Here is an 18,619-nt window from a genome sequence, read left to right as displayed (position 1 = left end):
GCCCGGTAAACCGGGTGCCAGCATACCGGAGCTATGCGTTGGTCAGCTTGGCGAGTTCTGCGGCGAACCGGGCGAGTACCTCGTCGGGAGGCCCCGCGAAGCTTTCCAACGCCTCGTTGCCGCGATAGCCGATGGCGGCCATGCCCTCGGGTGTCGTGTAGACGGCTCCAACCACCAGCTTGCGCAGATCGTTCAGTGCTTCGTTGGCTGGCTCGCGCTGCTCGATCCGCAGCAATGCCTGGGCCCTGACCACGGGATCGGCATCGAGCCAGCCGCTTTGGCCCACTTCGCTGCCGAGCGCCGCGAGCAGCGCGCGAAACCGGCGGGCATCATTCTGCTGTGCGGGATAGGGCGCGCTCATCCATTCATCGATGAAATCGGCAAATCCAAGGGCGGAGGGCGCAGCGAGGTTGGCTTGTGCTGGCAGCAGGAGGTCAGCCAGCAAGGCAAGGCTCTCGCGCTCCTGCGTGGTCAATGTTGGCGGCCAATAGCGGGCCGGCTTCAGCAAGTCCGGATCCTTGCCGTAGCCGCGAATCTCGGCCGCGTGCGCCGAGCCGATCGAACCCAGCCCGGTTGCACCGCCAACCGCGGTGATCGCCGCAAGGCGCATCGCGCCGCGCCGGTCCGTTTCTGTCAAGTCGGGCGACCTGCTCATGCGTCACCGCGCTTCAGGCGGTTTGCCAGATGGTCCATCGCCCGCATGGCCAGCGCAAGGATCGTGAGGGTCGGGTTTTTGTCCGGGCTGGTCGCGAAGGCCGCGCCGTCGACAACGTAGAGATTGGGCACCTCCCAGGTCTGGCACCACGGATCGAGCACCGAAACGGCTGGCGAGGACCCCATCCGTGCCGTGCCGACTTCATGGTTCGTCTCGCCGCCCTTGCCCATGGCATCCTCGATCGGGACCGATCGGTCGGTCAGGACGCGCCCGCCCATCGCCTCGAACACATCGTGGAACGTGTCGCGCTGATGGGCCGCCTGCGCAATCTCCTCGGCGCCCCAGCGGAAGTGAAACTTGAGGACAGGTAGCCCCCAGCGATCCCTTACGTCCTTGTCCAGTTCGCAGAAGCTCTGCGCATTGGGCAACATCGCGCCGCGTCCGCCCATGTAGACGGTGGAGCCGAACTTGCGCCGCATGTCTTCATGCAGGTCGGCACCCCGCTTTTGCGAAAGCGAAACCAGCTCGCTCATGCTCCCGATGGAGGGCATGCCGCGTCCGCCGCCGAATTCGATGTGGTAGCCCCGCGCGAAGGGCAACTTCCCCGCAACTTGTTCGCGGTGCAGCCACCACGGCGCGTAGACATGGGATATGGACACCCCGTCATCGTTGAACGGCGGCAGATCGTGCAGCTGCGGCACTTCGGCTCCGACCACAGCGGCCACGGTGTCCATCAGGTTGCGGCCAACCTGTCCGCTAGCATTTGCCAGCCCGCCATCGGCAGACTGCAAGAGGATGCGGGCCGTCTCGCCCGTGCTGGCGCCCAGCACGACCGCGCGGGCGCGGACCTGATGGATGGCGCCGGTCTTGCGATCGACAAACTGAACGCCTGCCGCTTTGCCCTGACTGTCGCGGAGCACCTTGAACACCATCGCCTCGGTCCTGACGGTCAGACGACCCGTCGAGCGGGCAGGCGGAAGCAGCACCGTGGTCGATTGGAAATTGGCCCGGATCGCGCAGCCGCGCCAGCAGTCGGTGGCATAGAAGCAGGCCGGTCTATCGCCCAAGGGCCTGGTCAGCACGGCGGCATGGGCGGGCACGACGGGAATGCCGTTGAGCTTGCCCATCGCCATCTGCATCCACGCTTCATAGGCGCGCGGCTTTGGTGGCGGCTGGAGAATGCCGGGCGGGCTGTCGGGAGAGTTCTCGATGCCCTCGGCCGCTCCGAACACGCCGATCAGCCGCTCGACCCGGTCATACCACGGCGCCATCTCCTCATAAGTGACCGGCCAATCGACGCCCAGACCATCGGCGGAATAGCCCTTGAAATCATGCGGCCCGAAGCGGAACGCAAGGCGGCCCCAATGGTTGGTCCGCCCCCCCAGCATGCGCGCGCGCCACCATTTGAATTTGGCATCGCTGGCCACGACATAGGGCTCGCCCGGGACCTCCCAGCCCCCGCCCACGGTTGCATCGTGGAAGCCGAACTCCTTGTCTGGCGTCGCCTCACCGCGCAGCGGGGCATCGCTGGGAGGGTTGAACATCGGGGTTTCGGTCAGCGGATCGTAATCGCGCCCGGCCTCGAGCATGAGCACTTTGGCGCCGGCATGGGTCAGCGCATAGGCCGCCATGCCGCCGGCGGCCCCGGACCCCACGACGATCACGTCGTGCTCGCTCATCAGCAATCTGTCGTTGGCGGTCACTTGGGCTCCGGCTTCAATCGGCGCACCCACAGGCTGCTGAACGCCACTCGTCCAGTGGGATCGCCGTGATCCTGCAAGAGCAACGGCGCCTGCGCGGCATGCGGCTTGTAAGGCAGGATCGCGGCGGCTGCTGTCGGTCCAAAGATGGGCTGCGCGTCCTGGACCAGCACCCCGTTCCAGAACACGGTGATGCGGGCCGGGCTCTTGAGCTTGCCGCCGGAAAATCGCGGCGCGCGGAATACGGCATCGTAGCACTGCCATTGGCCCGGTCGCCGCGCGGCATTGGCGCGGGGCGGGGTCTGGCCATAGATCGCGGCGGCCATGCCGTCTGGATACGTGGGGTTGTCGAAGGAATCGAGGATCTGCAGTTCGTAGAGCCCCATGAACAAGATGCCGCTGTTGCCGCGGTGCTGGCCATAGGGTTTGTCCGGGCCATCGGGGGTCCGGAAACGGGTGTGCAGCTGGATATCCCCGAATGCGGCGCGCGTGGCGATCATGTTGAGCGCCTTGCCACCCGATTGCAGGATGCCGCCCGCGAACGTCCAGTCTGCGATGCGCTCGCCGGTCCAATCCTTGAGGCCGCCTGCCAGCAGATCCACGGCATCGGAGGGCGCGGTCAGCGGCTCGGCGCAGGCCGCAGCGGGGGGCGTTACGACTGGCGGTTGTGGCCGGGCGAAATCGTGGATCGTCCAGCGCGCATGCGGGCGGCGTGGGAGATTGGGGATCGCCTCGCGATAGGCGGGGCTGTCGATCTGGGCGGCGAGGCCCGGGTGCTGCGCCCTGACCGCGAGGATATCAGGCCGGATTGGCTTGTCGGCGGCTATGGCCGATTGCGTGCAGGCCAGCACCGCCACGAATGCGACAGGCCGCAGGGGAAAACCCCGCGGCCTGCGATGCGTGGCCGTATGGCCGGGAAGGGAGCTGCCAACCTCAGAAGCTGGCACGGATACCTACCTCAAAGGTCCGCCCGCGCGCGATGGTGCCGCCCAGCAGCCCGCCGTCACCCCGGTATTCGTAGTAGCGCTTGTCGAACAGGTTGCGGGCGTTGAGGAACAGCCCGAAGCCCTTCTTGTCGACCGGGGTGAAATCGAGCACGAAATTGGCCAGCGCTTGTGCGGCCAACTGGCCTTGCAGCATGTCAGCCGGCGCGCCGACCGTGGTCAGCTGGCTGGTGCGATAGTTGAGTTCGGCCCGCGCAGAGCCTTCCCAGCGGCTGCCCACCGCCCAACGGTCATAGACGAGCTGGGTGGTCAGGCTCAGTTCCGGCGCACGCGCCAGCCGGAAGCCCTTCAGATTGACATCTGCTCCGCCGAGCCCGCGGAAGTTGAAATTCCGGTACTTGGCATCGAGGTAGGTCGCGGCAAAATTGAAGCCGAAATTGTTGCCTGCACGCAGGCGGACATTCAGGTCTGCACCCCGGATCCGGGCTTTGGCCGCGTTCACTACCTGGAAGTCGGCGATGTTGATGACCTGCAGAACCTGCAGCGCGTTGTAGTTGTAGTTGAACAAGGACAGCTCAAGGCTGCCGCCCTTGGGAAGGGCCTGCTTCGCGCCGACTTCATAGGACCACAAGGTTTCCGGCTCGAACGATCCGACTGTCCCGTCGCTCAGGCTTTGCAGGCCGCCGGACTTGAAGCCCTTGGAAACGGTGGCGAACAGGAATGTGTCCGCGCTTGCCTTGTAGGTGAGGCCAAAGCGCCCCGAAACCGCCGAGAAGTTCCGCTCGCCGAAATAGGGTGCGACCGGATCGATCAGCCCAGGCGGATCGCCAGCCCGGCCGGCGAGGCTGCGCTTTTCGTGATTGTAGCGCAGGCCCGCAATCACCGACAAGCGATCGGTCAGGCCGATCTGGGTTTCTCCGAACACGGCCACGGCCCTGTTGGTATCCCGATAGATCCCGTTCTGATAGACCGGGATGCCGTAGATGTTGGCGCTCGTCGGGCGCTGATTGTTGTTCTTGGCGTCCAGGTAGTACGCTCCCAGAACCGCGTTGTTCCCGCCACTCTGCCATTGCAGCTGCATTTCCTGCGAGAACTGCTTGTAGTTGGTCATGTCGACCTGAACGAACCCGGCGTTCAGCGGATCGCGCGTTTCCGGGGGGCCGCCTTGCCCCGTCTCACCCTTCTGGCGGAAATAGCCGGTGATCGAGCGCAGCGAGAGCGTGTCGCTCAGGCGCGCGGTGATGCGCACATTGGCGTTGATGGTTTCGTCGTTGGAATAGAAAAATCCCTTCGGCGTGATCACCTTGCCATAGCCGAGGAAGAACGGGCTGTTGTCCATCGCTTCCCACACGAAGGGCGTGTTGTCCTTCATGTACTGGATGCCGGCGTCGATCGTCAGGTCGCTGCTGGGCTCGACCAGCAGGCGTGCGCGCAGGCCGTAGAAATCGTCGCCGTTGAGATACTGGCCCGTATCAACGTTTTTGACAAAGCCGCGGCTGTTGCCGAACGTGCCGGAAAGACGCAGCGCTGCCTTTTCGCCGACCGGCACATTGATCGCTCCGTTGGCGCGCACCGTTTCATAAGTGCCGTAGGAGAGATCGGCGTTACCGGTGAGCTTGCCCAGAACGGGCGCGTTCGTGACGACGCTCAGGGCGCCGGCGGTGACATTGCGACCGTAAAGCGTGCCCTGCGGACCCTTCAGCACTTCGACCCGCGACACGTCGAACACCCGGCTGAAGGCAGAGCTGCCGACGCCCTGATAGATTTCGTCGAGATAGACGCCGACCGATTCGTCGGTGCCGCTGACGTTCTGGCCGGTGCCGACACCGCGCAGCGACGGATTCGCGCCGCCAAGGAAGGAAACGACGCTGAGGCCGGGGACCAGGAACTGAATGTCCTCAGCGCGGGTGATGCGGTCCTGGTCCAGCTGGGCTCCGCCGACGACGCTGATTGCGATGGGAACCGCCAAAAGGCTTTCCTCACGCCGGCGCGCTGTCACCACGATAGCCGCGTCCTGGCCTTCTCCTGCTGCCGCAGACGTCGCGCTGGCCGTTGCAGGTCGATCTTGTGCGTAGGCCGGAACTCCGCCGAGCACTGCCACTGCCGCAGCGGTAGATCCGAAAAGACCTGCGAGCCGGCTGCGTCGTTGCCCCCTGATGTTCTGCATCATGCTTCTCCGTTCGAATCGCCGGCTTTTGCCGAAGCGTCTTCCCTCATTGCCCCATAGTGCTGATTGTTCATCTTGGATGCAAGCTGTGTGCAAAATAAAACAAGCTACGACCTTATGTCCTGCCATTTCCCAGCTATATGGCTGTTTCTGGCGGCCTACTCCCGAGGATATGGATGTCATTGCATTCAAATTGTCGACATCGTATTGCATCCGGGAAGCTGTACAGGGGTAGAAAATGGTCAAGATCGTCTGGCTCTTGCGGAAGGCGGAGCATCTGAGCGATGCAGAGTTCCAGCGCTGGTGGCTGGAAAGCCACGCGCCCATCGCCGCAGCAGCGCCCCGGCTGGTCCGCTATGTCGTCAACATTGCGCAGAAGCCCGATCTGCTCGCAGGCAAGCCTGCAGGCGACACGGAATGGGATGGTGTGGCCGAGCAGTGGTTTGCCAATGAGGACGATCTCAACGCGGCCTATAGCCGCCCCGTGGCAGGCAGTGTGCGGCAGGATACGCTGGCCCACGTTTCACGGCTGGAACGGCTGATCGTGCGGGAAATCGAAATCGCGGTCGTCAACCCGGCCTGACGAGGCGACCAACCGCCAAGTCATCCCCTCCGCGCGATGCGGCGCCGTATGATGTCCTGCCGCCGAGCGTTGAGGGGGAAGTTCCACATGATCAGCCCGGTAGCGAACAGACTGAGGGCAGGCAGGGCTACATAGGCAAGCTTGACGCCGATCACGGCTTCGGGCGAGTAGAGCTTCTGGCCGGGCGCGAAATGAAACCAACCCGCGATCGCGAGGCCCGCCGCAGCGCCAAGACCGAGGAAGGCCTTGCGCGCGGCCATGGCCAGCGCTGCGTATTGCCCTGCCCGGTTTGCACCGCGCCGCATCAGATTGTGATCGACCAGATCACCGATGATCGCCATCGGCACCGCCTCGCAGGCCATGACGAAGAACTGGAAGACCAGGCTGATAGCCATGAACATGAGCGCCGTGCCCGGGGTCAGCAGCGCATTGAGCATATGCAGTCCGCCCGCCGCAAAGGCGGTGAGCGCCCAGATCCGGTGCTTCTCTCCTTTGCCGAGCGCGCGCCCCCACCAGGCCAGACCGGCCCATCCGCCGATTATCGTGATGGCATAGGCAGCTGATATGTAGATTCCGATCCCCAGGTAGGAATCGATATAGATGAAGGCCAGCGCGCCGAACGCGCCGACACCGAACTCCTGAATTGCGTAGGCAGCCAGATAGCGCTGGAAAGCGGGGCTTTCGCGCGCACTGAGCCATAACTCCCGCAGAGTGTGGGAGTGGTTGCGTTCCAGCGATTGCCCGCGCGGGACGAACCGGGCAGCCGCCAGAACCGACAGCGGCAGGATGATGGCGACGGTCCACGCGACCACATGCAACGTCTCGAACGTGATCCTGCGGCTGGGCAGAAACGGCAGCAGCGGGATGACGATCAGCAGCACCGACCCGCCGACCGTGAACACCTGGCGGGCAACTGCAAGGCGAGACCGCTCGCGGTAGTCGCGGGTCAGTTCGGTGCCCCAGGCGCTATAGGGCACCTCGATCAGTGTCCACGCGAGGTAAGCGAGGAAGAACCAGACGGAGAGGTACGTGAGCGTTGCTCCGGCGGGCGGCACATAGAGCATGAAGATCGAGGCAGCTGTCAGCAGCGTGCCGATCAGCATCCAGGCCTTGCGTCCGAAAAAGCCGTCCTGGGTGCGATCGGAGGCATAGCCTATCCCGATGTCGGTAACCCCGTCGATCAGTCGCAAAATCAGCAGGAGACCTGCAATCGAGGTGAGCGAGAGACCGAACTTTTCGGCATAGAGCGACGGCAGAATCCCAAATGCCGGGCCCCGCATCAGTTGCAGGGTCATCGAGGGCAGGGCGAAAAGGACAAGCGTGCCGATGGCAAGCCGCCCGGCTGCGCTGGTGGTCGGGTTAGTGGCGTGCTGGGTCATGGGGCGTGCGTTCCGCTCAGTTCCGCGTGAATGACGGCCACGAAGAAGGCTGCGCCAAGAGGGAGAATGGCGTCGTTGAAATCATAGGATGGATTGTGAATCATCGCGCTGCCACCCTGGCCCAGCACCGCATAGGCGCCCGGCATCTGCTGCAGGAAGTAGGAAAAATCCTCCCCGCCCATGACCGGCCCGAACTGGGTGTCGACCTGGCCATGCCCCAGCACCCGTTCCAGCGCGGCGGCGGCGAGCGAGGCTTCGTGGGGGCTGTTGGTGGTTGCCGGGTGGCCTCGCACATAGCGGACGTCCGCCTCGCACCGATGCGCCAGCGCCACTGCGCCTGCGATGCGGCGCAGTTCGGTTTCCGCGTGATCGCGCACTTCCTCGCGCAGCGTCCGCACCGTTCCGCCGATCCGTACCATATCGGGCACGACATTGGGCGCATCGCCGCCCTGCAGCATGGTTGCGCTGAGCACGCAGGCGTCGGTCGCATCGATCGAGCGCGATACGATCCGTTGCAGCGCTAGCACGCATTCGCAGGCCGGAATGACTGGATCGATGCACAAGTGCGGCATCCCGCCATGGCCGCCGCGCCCCCGGATCAGGATTTCGAAGTTGTCTACCGCGGCGGTGATCGGCCCGGTTCGGATGCCGGCAGTGCCGGGCGCGAGGCTGGGGAAATTGTGGACGGCATAGATGGCATCGCAAGGAAAGCGATCGAGCAAGCCATCGGCCAGCATGCGCCGCGCACCGCTTGCCAGCAGTTCTTCGGCTGGCTGGAAAATCACATGGACCGTGCCACTGAACCTGCGATCCGCCGCAAGGCAGCGGGCCGCGCCTAGCAGCATCGCTGCGTGGCCATCATGGCCGCAAGCGTGCATCACCCCGGGATGGATCGAGGCGTGCGTAAAGCCGTTGGCTTCCTCGAGCGGCAGGGCATCGAGCTCAGCCCTGATCCCGATCCGGCGCCCAAAGCCCTGCTCTCCGCGAATGACCCCAACCACCCCGGTCCCGCCGAGCCCGCGATGCACTTCGATGCCCCATTGCTGCATCAGGTCCGCGACCCGGTCCGCCGTTCTGGATTCCTCGAAGCCAAGCTCCGGGTGGCGATGCAGATCGTGGCGCCAGGCTTGCATATCCTGCCGCAATTCGGTGTCCGAGAGGATCCGGTCAATCTGATCGGTCACGAAATCTCCTGCAAAGAGCCTGTTGCGCGCGAGTGGCAACACATTTCGGGCGCCATCTTTCGCAGGGATTGCGAAACTTGCCGACAAGTTGTATGCAAATATCGAAGCAAAGTTCAAGAAGGAAGATAAGGGTTTGGTGCAGCTGTTTCCCGACTCGCTCCGGACGGGGCGGACGCAGAAGCCGTCGCATTTCCTTCGCTGAATGACGCGCTGGCTGGATAGGGAGATCAAGATGAAGGCAGGATTGGTTTGGGACCGCGGGATCGCCAGCGCCGGCCGCATCGGCGGAGCTACCCTCGTGGTGGCGGCCATGGTTTTCGCAGGGCCGCTGGCGGCGCGTGAAAACTTGCGCATTACCGACGTTTATCAAATCGCATTTGCATCCGACCCCCAGATTTCCGCCGATGCATCGCGCGTGGTCTATGTGGCAGAGACGGCCGATGCGAAGACCGACGCGCGCCATTCGAGCCTGAAGCTGATCGACCTGAAGCAAGGGCGCGAAAGCGAACTGACGACCGGTTCGCGCAACGATTCGTTGCCGCGGTGGTCGCCTGACGGCAAGCAGCTCGCTTATCAGGCCGCCGGGGCCGAGGGCTTTTCGCTGATCGTGCGCAATCTGGCTGACGGCACGGAGCGCACCTTGCGCACAAGCAGGATGCCGCTGATGGCACTATCCTGGGCGCCCGATGGTTCGCGCCTTGCGGCGGTGCGTCAGGTCTTCGAAAAGAAGACTGTCGTGCTGAAGGGCCCGGCCGGAGCCGAACGGCAACCGCCCGCCAGGATTGCTGACCGGCTGGACTTTCAGGGCCCCTCCGATGGCCAGAACCGGCCCGCCCATCTCGAGGCACTGGTTATCGATGCGGCGAAGCCCACGGTGGGCGATCCTGCCGGCATCGCCTTCAGCCAGGACGCGATGCCGCCGCGCGGTGCGAGCGTGCAGTGGTCACGTGACGGGTCCTCGCTGATTGTCTCGGCCAACCGCGCGACCGAATTCTGGCGCAACATCTGGCAGTATACGCTCTACGAGATCCGCATCGACACCGGGGCCATCCGCGCCCTCACTGCGCCCAGCGGCTCTGACTATGGCATGAGCGTATCGCCGGACGGCACCAAGCTGGCCTATATCTCCGACCAGGTGCGCAAGGCGCAGTGGTATTTCAGGCAGGAACTGACCATCAGCGACCGCGAGGGCAGCAATGTCCGCGTGCTCGGCGCGGATCTGGACCGGCCATTCTCGCATGTCGCGTGGAGCGGCAAAAAGGCGGTGGTGGCCTCCTATGTCGATCGCGGTGCCCACAAGCTGGGCCTGTTCGGCCTTGATGGCTCGCGCAGGATCCTGGCGGATACCATGGGCGGCAGGCTCACCGCCTATGCCGATGAGGGCGGCTTCTCGGTTGCCGCCAACGGCACGGTGGCCTTCACCCAGTCGAAAGGCGACCAGCCTAGCGAGATCGCGATTGCCGAACCCGGCAAGCCGGTGCGGGTCGTATCCAACCTGAATACCGCCTTCCTCGCGCAGCGCCAATTGGGCAGCGTGCAGCCGATCAGCTTCAAGGCGGCCGATGGCATGGACATTGCGGGCTGGGTTGTTCGCCCGCCCAATTTCCAGAAGGGCAAGCGCTATCCGATGATCGTGGATGTGCATGGCGGCGTGAGCAGCGACTTCGGGCCGGGGTTCGATCTGGGCTACCAGACGCTCGCCGCTCACGGCTTCATCGTGACCTACATCAACTATCGCGGCAGCGGCAGCTATGGCGAGCCATTCTCCAATATCGTCAATCGCAAGTTCCCGATCGGGGTGGAGGCCGATCCCGTGGCCGCCATCGATGCGATGGTCGCGGCTGGCGAGGCTGATCCGGATCAGGTCTATCTGGCGGGCGGCAGCGCGGGCGGCACTCTGACCGCCTGGACCGTGGGGCATTCGGACCGGTTCAAGGCGGCGGCCGTGCTCTATCCGGTGATCGACTGGGGGACATACTATGTCACCAGTATCTCGTACATGCGCCCGTTCCTGTTTGACAAACCGGTGTGGGAAGATCGGGAGGATTACGCCCGGCGCTCGCCGCTGACATTTGCCGGAAACGTGCACACGCCAACGATCGTGATGGTGGGCGACAATGATCGCATCACGCCGCCGGATCAGGCTGTCGCCTTCTATTCGTCGCTCAGGATGAACGGCGTCGATGCAAGGCTGGTCACATTCCCCAACGAGCCGCACGGGCTGGAAGTGCATCCCAGCCATCAGGCACAGGTGACGGTCGCCATGATCGACTGGTTCAAGGCGCACGGTGCGCAAGTCGAAAGCCCGCGCTACGGTCCCGAAGATGTGGCGCCCGCCGCTCCCGCGAACTGATATCGCGCGGCGCGGCGGACAAGAGGCTGGGGAGCAGGCGTATGGTGCCGGGTGCGGAACAGATCATCAATCCCGGCCCGCGCCGGCCGGTCACCGGGCTGACAGCCGCGTGGAGCGTCGACCATAGCGCGGTCGGCGCGACTGTGCGGCGCATTCTGGACATGGGCGGCAATGCCTTTGATGCCGGGATTGCGGGGGCGCTGACCGAATGCGCGGTGAGCCCGCACCTGACCTGCCTCGCCGGTGCGCTGACTGGGCTGCTCTACGTTGCCCGCACCGGGGAATACCACCAGCTGGAATCGACCGGCACCATGCCGGAAGGGTTGCCCGCGTTCAGCCCCTTGCCGGCGCAAGGGGCGCGCTCGGTCGCCTCGATCCCGGGTTCGATTGCCGGTTTGCAAGCGCTGCACGAGCGGTTCGGCACGCTGCCTTGGGCGGAACTGTGCGCCGATGCGATTGCCTGGAGCGAGGAGGGGCATGTCGTCTCCAGCTTCGAATATGGCGTTCTGGTCGAATATCAGAGCGTCATCACCGCATCGCCTGCGGGGCGCGCGCTGTTCCGTCCGGGTGGGCTGCCGGTCAATGTTGGCGAGCGGCTGCGCAATCCCGCCTTCGCTCAGACACTGCGCCAACTCGCCGAGATCGGCCCCGAGCACATGATCAGCGGCGATTGGGCGCGCGCATTTGTGGAGCAGGCCAACCGCATCGGCTGGCGCATCACGCTTGCCGATATGGCGGTGCCCGCGCGCTGGCTGCAACCGCTGCGTTTCAACCATCGCGGCCACGAGATCGTCGCGCCTGCGCCGCCGCAGATGAGCGGGGTCATGTCGGCTCTGGCGCTGGGGATCATGCGGCACCAGCAGGTTGAATCGGGCGGTTACCTCACCGCCGACCATCTCTTTCACCTGTCGCACGCTTTGCGGCATGCTTTTCAGCAATGCGTTTACATCGGCGATCCCGATGTGTGCGGTTATGATTGGGCGCCCCTGCTGGATGGCGCAATGCAGGCCCAGTTCGCGCGCCTGCTGAACGGGCTGCGGCCAAAGATCGACCTCACCCGCCATACCGCGCTGCGCGGACCTGTCGGCGATCTTCCGCTGGGTTTCACCAACGCAATCGGTGAACCGACGCCCCATGAGGCGGCGGCCTTCGGCCCCCGTTCCGGCAGCTGCGAGCTCTCGATCGTGGATGCACAAGGCAACTGGCTTCAACTGATGACCACTTGCGCGGCGGGGGGCATTCCCGGGCAGGTTATCGGCGGCGTACCGATGCATGGCTCGGCTTATGGCTTCAGCGCGCTGCAGCCCGTTTTCCATGCCAAGTTCGTGAGCGGGGTGCGGGCGCGCGGGGTTGTCGGTCACACCTTCATCCTGGAGGATGGCAAACCCCGCATGGGACTCGGCACGCCGGGTGCGCCTTGCCTGGTGGTGCCGCAGATCCTCTCCAACATGCTCGATTTCGGGCTCGATCCGCAGGCCGCGATCGATGCTCCGCGCTGTTCGATGATGGACGATCAGGAGAGCTTCGTGGCCGAAGACCGGATCAGTAGCGACGCAGTTTCGGGGCTGGCAGCGATGGGCGTGCGGATGCGCGCCATGGCGGGGCTCGAATGGCACACCGGGTCGATTCAAGCCTGCTGGCGCGAAGGCGACAGGCTGGCCGCGACAACCGACCCGCGCCGGACCGGGGTCGCCGGAGGACATCTTGCCTGATTCCCAGCAAACCGACGCCCCGCAGGCGCTCGACAGTCTCTGCGCGCGATACTGGGATTTCCAGTGCGAGGAACGCCCGCTCGCCGCCGTGATGGGCGGCGCGACGGTCGAAAGCGACATCGTCTTCCGCGAGGCTCCTGCCGATCATGTGCGCCGCGCCAGTACGGCGCGAGCGATGCTAGCCGAACTGGCCGCCATTCCGCAGGACGAGCTCGATCCGACCCAACAGGCCACGCGCGACATGCTGGCCCGCGATCTCAAAGCGCTGGACGATGCGCTCGCCGTTCATGCCGATCTCAGGCCCTCGCTCTATCCTCTCGGCATCGAATTTACGCTGGGGTCTGCGCTGGGCGCCACCTCGCTTTCGGACAGTGACAGCGCCGAGCGGTACGTAGACCGCCTGCTGGGCGTGGAAGCGGCGCTGGAGGGGATCAAGGAGTCGCTCCGGGCGGGACGGGACCTCGGCATTCGCTGGCCGCGCATCGTGATCGACCGGGCCATGGCCCAGATTGCGGGCACCATTTCCGCCGCGCCGGGTGACAGTAGCTACATGGCCCCGTTTCGCCGGATTGAACGCCGGCCAGACCCCTGCACGTCGCAAGCAGCGCGGGCGCTCGCGGCGGTTGAGGATTGTGTGCACCCGGCGCTCGCCAACCTCGCGCGGTTCATGGCGGACGAGCTTGGCGGCGATTTCGCGCGCGAGACGATCGCCTGTACCGACGCGCCTGCGGGTGAAGGCTGGTATCGCTATCTGATCGAGCATTTCGCTTCGACCGATGCCGAGCCCGATGCGATCCATGCGATGGGGCTGGAGGAAGTCGCCCGCCTGACCGCACTTTGCACTGAGGCCGCCAGCGATGCAGGGTTTGCGGGTGATCTCGCCGGGTTTCGACAGGCGCTTTCGGCAGACCCGGCCCAGATCGCGCCGAGCGCCGACGCGCTGAGGGAGCGGATCGAATGCCTCTCCAAGCAGATCGACGGCCGCATTCCGGACTTGTTCGGGCGAGTGCCCCGCTCCACTTACGGTGTGAAGAGCATTCCCGAGGCGCTCTCGGTGCGCCTCCCGCCTGCTTATGCGCAGCCCGCGCCCGCGGACCGGTCCGCACCGGGTGTCCATTGGGTGACCTCGCTGCCGGAGCGGCTGCCGGCCTATATGCACATTCCGCTCGCGCTGCATGAGGCGTGGCCCGGCCATCTCATGCACGTGGCGCTAGCGCAGGAGATTCCCGGATTGCCCGCGTTCCGCCGCCACGGCGCATACCGCAATATGGCCTCGGTCGAGGGCTGGGCGGTCTATAGCGAGAGCCTTGGCCACGATATCGATCTCTATGACACACCCGCGCGGCGCTACGGCGTCTACGAGTCAGAGCTGTGGCGCGCCGTGCGGCTGGTCGTGGATACGGGCATTCATTGGAAAGGCTGGAGCCGCGAGGTGGCGGTCGCCTACATGATGGGCCATCTGAACTTGCCGGAGGAAACGCTCGCCACAGAAGTGGATCGCTATATCGGCTATCCGGGGCAGGCGCTGTCGTACCAGATCGGCAATGTGTCGATCCGCCAGATGCGCGATGATGCCGCGCGGCGGCTGGGATCGCGGTTTCGCCTGCGTGATTTCCATGATTGCCTCATGGCAGTCGGGCCCGCCCCGCTTGCGGTCCTCGCCGCCAGTGTTGATCGCTGGGTTGCCGGTCAGACCGCCTGAAGGGCCCCGATCAGCCCCAATCGTCGTTCGCCGGCCAACCGGCCCCGAGCGCATGGCGGGCGGCGACATAGCCGAATGTCAGGGCTGGCCCCAGCGTGATCCCGGCGGCGGGATAATCACCGCCGAACAGTGTCGCCGCATCGTTGCCGACTGCGTAAAGGCCATCGACCGGTGCGCCCGAAGTGCCCAGAACGCGGGCATGTTCGTCGGTCGGCAAGCCCGCAAAGGTTCCGATATCGGCAGGCAAGACCCGCAGCGCGTAGAAGGGTGCCTTGTCCAGGGGGGCGAGGGACGGGTTCGGGGTCCATGCAGGATCACCGCTGCGACGATTGAACAGGCTTTCTCCGCGCCCGAACTGCGGATCGCGACCATCGGCGGCATGGCGATTGAAATCGGCAATCGTTCTCCCGAGCGCGGCAGCATCGATACCGATCCGCGACGCGAGCTCCGCGATCGTTCCGCCCTGCTGCAGATAGCCGGACCGGAGGTGAGGCTGAAGGCGCCAGGGGTAGGGCCTGACCGCGCCAAGCCCATAGGCGCGCAAGGCCCGGTGATCGGCGATCAGCCACGCGGCGGGGGCGTATGATGCGTTACTTGCAGCGAGCATGGCGGCGACAAAGGCGTGGTAGGAGTCTGCCTCGTTGACGAAGCGCCGGCCTTGCCAGTCTACCGCGATCACACCGGGTTTGCCCTTGTCGCCGAAGTGCGGCCATGGCGCGGTGCGGCCTTCGGCAGTGGGAACGCGGGAAACGGGGGCCCACGCCGCCGGTTGCTTCATGCTGGCGGGATCGCCCGCTCCGACACGCTTTGCGATCCTGATGGAATCGCCGGTGTTGGTCGCGGGGGGGAGGGATTCATGGTCCTGCCCCCGCGCAACATGGAGAAAGAGCTGCGTTTTCAACACGTCGCTATGGGAAAAGCCACCGGCAGCGAGGATCACACCCCGCTTGGCGCGCAGACTTGCCATGCGCCCGCCTGCGCTTACGTCCACGCCATCCACGCGGCCGTCCACCATGTGCAAGCCTGTCACTTCATGGCCGAGCCGGATTTCGACTCCGGTTTCCAGCAAGCTCAGCAGCAATCGGCCTACCAGCGCATTGCCATTGGTCATCCGGGTGCCGCGACTGTAGCCCGCCACTCGATCACGCCAACTGCGTGCGACAAGCCCCGCCGCATAGATCGCATCGCGGGGCCGCTTTCCCGCCATGATCAGGCGCGGAACATCCAGCCGCGTGCAGACGGATGTTCCGCCCGCGATCAAGGCGTTCTCGAGCGGCCTGCGTACCAGTTCGAACGATGCGCCGAGCCGCCGCCCATCGAACGGCTCCGCCGCGAGCGAGCGCCCGCCAGGACAGGCGCCGGGGCGTTCGGAATGATAATCGGGCGAGCCGGGCATCAGGGCATAGCGGAGATCGGCATGGCGCTCGAAGAAGGCCAAGGCATCGGGCGCGGCGTCGATGAAGCGGCGCGCGCGCGCGAGATTGAAGCCGTCTCCCGCTACCGACCGGATATAGGTCTCCACGGCGTCCGCGCCGTCCGCGATGCCGGCTGCGATGGCCTGTCGGCTGCGGGGTATCCAGATTTCCCCACCGGATGTCGCCGAGGTTCCCCCGATCCGGTCTCCCTTTTCGAGCACAAGCACGCGCGCGCCCATCAGCGCGGCGGTGGCAGCGGCCGCCAGCCCGCCAGCGCCCGATCCCACCACAAGGACGTCGAACGCCTCATCCATGGCAGTTCACCCGGCCCCGGAGCGAGCGATCCGACGTGGCAGATTCACTGGTCGTTGAGCATTTGTCGACAACTTGCATCCAACATAAATACAATTCTGGATGCGTTATGGATAGGGCCAATTCGCAAAAAATTGCGACGCGGCCGCAGTCGGCCAAGCGGTTCCTTGGGAGGTGCGGCTAGCGCTTGCCGACGTCGAGTTCGGCCAATTGCTGGCGGAACATATGCGCCTTCAGCTGGCTTGAAAGGACGGCCGCATCCTGGCGCGCGGCGCCTTCCGCGCCATCGGCATCGCCGGCCGCGATTGCTGCAACGATTGCTCTGTGATCGTCCAGCAGGGCATCCGGGCGCTCAGGCCCGACATCGGTCGCGTACATTCCCATAAGGCGCTGCCCCTGGTCCAGCAGCGTTGCGATCCAGGTGACGAAGATGGAATTGCCGCCGGCTTCCGCGATTGCGACATGAAACTCCCGATTGTTCTGAACAAGCTGCAGGCCATCGGAGCTGCCAAAGCCCGTTGCATGCCGCTTGATCATCGCCTGCAAGGCTTCGAGTTGAGCCTGCGTGCGATTGAGTGCTGCAAGCCGCGCCGTAGCGCGATAGAGCAGGTCGATGGCGGTCAGGTGATGCTGCACGGTGGTGATATCGAACGGTGCCACAATCGAACTGCGATTGCGCAGGACCTTGACCAGACCTTCGGCCGAAAGCCGCACCAGCGCCTCGCGCACCGGTGAGCGCGACAAGCCGAAACGCTCCGCAAGCTCGGTCTCGTCAAGCAGGGTGCCTGGCTGGATGTTCAGCTCAAGGATATCCTTGCGCAAAGCCTCGTAGACCTTGACCGAACTAAAGCCGCGTGAAGGCCCGTCGCCAGGCGTCGTTGCGGATCGCGGGGCGGAGCGGGGCTTCGATCCTTTCGGTTCCCGCGTTACGTTGGCCAAGGCTGCTTCCCTTTCTTCATGGACGAATCCGCTCGCAACGGACTGTTACGCAGGATAACCACACAGGACTGTTTTCGGATAGGTCTGCCAATCATTGGCGGTCAGGGCATTGGCGGCATCATGCCCTCAATTTGCCAGCAACCCGCCGTCCACAGCGAGCACTGTGCCGGTCATATAGCTGGATAGAGCGGATGCCAGAAACAGCACCGGGCCTGCCAACTCAGCCGGATCAGCAAACCGCTGCATGGGTATACGCGCCAGAAATTTCGACATCGCTTCCGGATTTGACCGTGCGCCCGCGGTCATCCGGGTCTCAAAAAAGCCAGGCGCAATCGCATTGACCCGAATGCCTGATGGCGCGAGCTCGATCGCAAGTGAGCGAGTGTATTGCGCAATCGCACCCTTCGATACGGCATAGGCCGACGCATGCGCTTGCAAAGCTACAAGCGCCTGCACTGAAACGATATTGATGATGCTACCCCGCCGCTCGGCCAGCTGATCGACAAGCGCTTCAGTTACCCGCATCGTGCCATTGAGGTTGACATCCAGCACCTTGGCCCAGACGTCCTTATAATCGCCTTCGCCAGAACTTCCGCGCGCTTCGATCCCGGCGTTGTTCACCAGAATGGATGCTGGCGATCCAGCGGCTCGGATTGCCTTTGCCGCCTTTATTGATTGGTCAGGATCGCTGATGTCCCATGCAAGCGCGGCGCTACGGTGTCCGTCTTGCTGGATCAACGCTACCGTCTCCTGCGCCATTGCCAGATCAATATCCCCGACCCACACGAACGCACCGGACCGTGCGAGTCCGCGCGCAATTGCCCTTCCATTTCCTTGGCCCCCGCCCGTTACAACGGCCACTTCTCCGTTGAGGAGACCAGGTACACTATCCGTCAGCGCCATCACACTTCTCCACCGAGCAAACGCATGGTCGGTAGGAGATTGTCGATTACAAGTATACGGGATTGCGCAAGAGGCTGGGGGGTGTCGATCGGGTACGCCCTGGCAATCGACGAGAAGAGCCAATGCTTGAGGTGCCGTTTCCTGTGGGCCCGGCTATCCCACAGGAATGGAAGGGCCGGACGCCGATTTCCCAGACACGATTGTTGAGTGAGGTCGAGCGCTCTCGCAAAAAATATCCTATCATTTCAGATGCTTAATGGGCTGCGGCGCAGAAGAGGACCCACATCGGAAAATTTTGTACAATTATATCATGGTGCTCATCGATGTGGTGTTTAGCCAGGCCCGCAAAAAGGCCCGACTAGAAACCTAAGCTATTGGTTCAATGTGTTTTTAGGGGCTTGAACTTCGCACAAGCGGCGCAATTGCTCGGCGGCGTAGACAAATTTGAGCCAGTATCTGGCGGTGGCGAGATGGACCATGCCGGGGAAGCTATTCGCCAGTTGATCGTATCGGGTTGCTACGGCGCGGTTGAACTTCAGCTGGCCGAACATGCGCTCGATGCGGTTGCGCTGCTTGTAGAGGGCGCGGTCATGTTCGATCTTCACCCGGCGGTTTTATCTGCCGGGGCTGACGGCTTCGACCTTCCGTTCGGCAAGGTCGCCACATATCGC

Annotated in this window: 14 protein-coding genes; 4 read left to right on the top strand and 10 right to left on the bottom strand. The window is 64.3% G+C overall.

The features are described from left to right. Nucleotides 1-31: 31 nt before the first annotated feature. The 4 genes from ACODS2_RS07960 to ACODS2_RS07945 all read right to left on the bottom strand — a co-directional run bounded on the left by ACODS2_RS07960 (nt 32) and on the right by ACODS2_RS07945 (nt 5,301). Nucleotides 32-655, bottom strand: coding sequence for a gluconate 2-dehydrogenase subunit 3 family protein (locus ACODS2_RS07960; RefSeq protein ID WP_488998334.1), 624 nt, complete (start codon nt 653-655; stop codon nt 32-34). Further along, nucleotides 652-2,358, bottom strand: coding sequence for a GMC family oxidoreductase (locus ACODS2_RS07955; protein WP_488998333.1), 1,707 nt, complete (start codon nt 2,356-2,358; stop codon nt 652-654). The genes ACODS2_RS07960 and ACODS2_RS07955 overlap by 4 nt, the downstream gene beginning before the upstream one ends. Beyond that, complete coding sequence (locus ACODS2_RS07950) at nt 2,355-3,212, bottom strand: 3-keto-disaccharide hydrolase (protein WP_488998332.1); 858 nt, start codon at nt 3,210-3,212, stop codon at nt 2,355-2,357. The genes ACODS2_RS07955 and ACODS2_RS07950 overlap by 4 nt, the downstream gene beginning before the upstream one ends. Before the next feature lie 76 nt (nt 3,213-3,288). Beyond that, nucleotides 3,289-5,301, bottom strand: a complete 2,013-nt coding sequence (locus tag ACODS2_RS07945; RefSeq protein ID WP_488998331.1) for a TonB-dependent receptor — start codon at nt 5,299-5,301, stop codon at nt 3,289-3,291. Nucleotides 5,302-5,704: 403 nt separating this feature from the next. On the opposite strand from ACODS2_RS07945, the gene ACODS2_RS07940 reads away from it, so the two are divergent. Continuing rightward, a complete protein-coding gene (locus tag ACODS2_RS07940) occupies nt 5,705-6,049 on the top strand; it encodes an EthD domain-containing protein (protein ID WP_298165680.1) in 345 nt (114 codons plus the stop codon). A gap of 20 nt (nt 6,050-6,069) precedes the next feature. Here the strand turns inward: ACODS2_RS07940 and ACODS2_RS07935 are convergent, their stop codons facing one another. Further along, nucleotides 6,070-7,428, bottom strand: a complete 1,359-nt coding sequence (locus ACODS2_RS07935; RefSeq protein ID WP_488998330.1) for an MFS transporter — start codon at nt 7,426-7,428, stop codon at nt 6,070-6,072. After that, a complete protein-coding gene (locus tag ACODS2_RS07930; protein ID WP_488998329.1) occupies nt 7,425-8,612 on the bottom strand; it encodes an amidohydrolase in 1,188 nt (395 codons plus the stop codon). Before ACODS2_RS07930 ends, ACODS2_RS07935 begins: the two co-directional genes overlap by 4 nt. A gap of 232 nt (nt 8,613-8,844) precedes the next feature. On the opposite strand from ACODS2_RS07930, the gene ACODS2_RS07925 reads away from it, so the two are divergent. From ACODS2_RS07925 to ACODS2_RS07915, 3 genes are read left to right on the top strand one after another with little or no spacing between them, the layout of a single operon-like run. Next, nucleotides 8,845-10,965, top strand: coding sequence for a S9 family peptidase (locus tag ACODS2_RS07925; protein ID WP_488998328.1), 2,121 nt, complete (start codon nt 8,845-8,847; stop codon nt 10,963-10,965). Between the two features lie 41 nt (nt 10,966-11,006). Continuing rightward, a complete protein-coding gene (locus ACODS2_RS07920) occupies nt 11,007-12,677 on the top strand; it encodes a gamma-glutamyltransferase (protein WP_488998327.1) in 1,671 nt (556 codons plus the stop codon). Further along, the gene (locus ACODS2_RS07915) at nt 12,670-14,379 is read left to right on the top strand and encodes a DUF885 domain-containing protein (protein WP_488998326.1); all 1,710 of its coding nucleotides are present in this window, start codon (nt 12,670-12,672) and stop codon (nt 14,377-14,379) included. Before ACODS2_RS07920 ends, ACODS2_RS07915 begins: the two co-directional genes overlap by 8 nt. Before the next feature lie 10 nt (nt 14,380-14,389). On the opposite strand, the gene ACODS2_RS07910 is transcribed toward ACODS2_RS07915, so the two are convergent. The 4 genes from ACODS2_RS07910 to ACODS2_RS07895 form a co-directional block, all read right to left on the bottom strand. Continuing rightward, entirely contained in the window at nt 14,390-16,108 is a 1,719-nt protein-coding gene (locus tag ACODS2_RS07910; RefSeq protein WP_488998325.1) for an FAD-dependent oxidoreductase, read from the bottom strand. A gap of 178 nt (nt 16,109-16,286) precedes the next feature. Then, a complete protein-coding gene (locus ACODS2_RS07905) occupies nt 16,287-17,045 on the bottom strand; it encodes a GntR family transcriptional regulator (protein WP_298165665.1) in 759 nt (252 codons plus the stop codon). Between the two features lie 126 nt (nt 17,046-17,171). Next, nucleotides 17,172-17,948 carry an SDR family NAD(P)-dependent oxidoreductase gene (locus ACODS2_RS07900; RefSeq protein WP_488998324.1) on the bottom strand — a complete coding sequence of 259 codons (777 nt, stop codon included), beginning with the start codon at nt 17,946-17,948 and terminating at the stop codon, nt 17,172-17,174. A 371-nt stretch (nt 17,949-18,319) separates the two neighbouring features. Continuing rightward, nucleotides 18,320-18,553 (bottom strand): transposase, encoded by a 234-nt coding sequence (locus ACODS2_RS07895; RefSeq protein WP_488998323.1) that lies wholly within the window; start codon nt 18,551-18,553, stop codon nt 18,320-18,322. Nucleotides 18,554-18,619: the final 66 nt, after the last annotated feature.

Source organism: Novosphingobium sp. FG137 (genome assembly GCF_057809735.1).
Note: the sequence above shows the minus strand (reverse complement) of the source record. Positions and strands in the feature narration are given on the sequence as shown.